1 protein-coding gene is annotated in these 1,710 nt (G+C 43.5%); it reads left to right on the forward strand.

Translation table 11 applies throughout. The features are described from left to right. A partial coding sequence (locus Q7P41_RS00680) for a hypothetical protein (protein ID WP_369693117.1) occupies positions 1–1,710 on the forward strand: 1,710 nt, incomplete at both ends.

Consider the following 1,710-nt stretch of genomic DNA (forward strand, 5'->3'; position numbering starts at 1 on the left):
TTGTTGCTTTTGGGAATGTTTTCTGCTTTTGCCGAGGAAGAAGATACTTTGGCGTTGATACGAAAGTACGTTCAGCAAGCACCTCCATTGGCAGCGTATGGAGAAAATGTTAAAGCAATGGTATGGCATAGAAGTCATACCTACAAAATGCTTGCCGATGGCACTTTGGTTAAGACTTCAAGATGGCTTATATACTCGGAATCGCCTTTGCCGGAAAGTTGGGGAAAGTGGATAATTTCCTCGGTTGGCAGCGAAGGAGTAGAGCTTAAAGAAGCCGCGATTTATGATCCAGTAGACTTTAAACTTATCAAAACTCTTTCTCCTGCTATGGTTAGCCATCAAGGTTTATCGTGGCTTGAAATCGATGTTCCCCCTATGGATATTCCTCACGTTTTTTCGCTTTGCTACCTGGAAGAATATCCTGGCAGGTGGAATGTAGATGACGTGGTCCCTGTTGATCTTGACCTTCCCCAGTGGAGAGCTATTGTAAGCGTGAGTGTACCACATGGTTCTTCGCTTATTTGGACCACCACCAAGGGCAGTCATTTAGCTCCCAGCCTCGTGCAAGGAGTAGAGGATACCTATTTATGGGAATTTGTAAATAGATTCCCCGCAAGCAAATTTTCCTTGGAAATAGAAAATAGCAATTTGTTGTCATTTAGCATGCGAAGCGGTTGGCTCAATGCTATAAAACCGCTAGAGGACTGGGCAAGTAGCCTTAAAACTGTAGTGCCTGAGGCCGTAAAGAAAATTATGGAGAAGAAAGACAAATCAAAAAGTGGCCAAGAAATTTTGCAGTGGGCTAAAAATAAGCAGTTACTCCTGGACAACCCTAGTATTTGGAAGATAAGAAGAAGCATTGAAGAAATACCTAAGGACGGTCCATGGACTTTGTGGGAAAGAAATATCTTGCTTGCTCATTGGCTTTCTTTGGCGGGGTGGGATGTGCGGATCAGCTGGTTGCCCTTTTTTGTACCGGACAAAAACGAAAACGTCCCTGGCACGCCGCATATGATTTCGCGGCCAATATTTGAGGCAAGATCACCTGGTAGCGGTTCTTACAAATTTTATGATATCGGTGGATCTTTTAGGGAGGAAACAGGTCTTATACCCGATAATTTATGGGGGAAAACAATATGTGCTTATGATGGGACGGATGTAAAGCTCAAGCAGTTGGATCGTGGGAGCATCGCCGACCATCGCTTGAGGATGAGATGGAATTTAGAATTAGCCGATACCGGAGAAGTGCAAGGAACCCTTGAATTAATGTTAAATGGAGGATGGCCTTACGTTATATTTGGCCGTAAAGGCTGTTTTTTGGACATGTCATCTATTACGCATCTTTATCCCCCCCAAGTGGATGTAAAGTGGAAGGAAGGGGAAGTTTCAGAAAAATCAAACGGACTTACCATCGTATACCCTGTTACAGGGGTATTGGGAATCTCAAGCAGTAACCAAATGCTTTTGAGGTTGCCTTCGATTTCGTTCGATAGTTTAAAGGCTTTAAGAGAGCTTGATGTTGGAGCAAAATTGCGCTTTCCCTTTTTGTTGGAAGAGTTCGTGACAATCAAACTACCCTCAGGCTATGAGGCTTTTTCGTTGCCCAACCTGCCATCTAAATCAGATGGAAAAATACGGTGGGAACAATCTATTGATGAGAAAAGTCGTGGTAGAATTGTTGATGTGAGGTGGCGTTTTCTAGTAGAGGAA

This window comes from Acetomicrobium mobile (genome assembly GCF_937920065.1).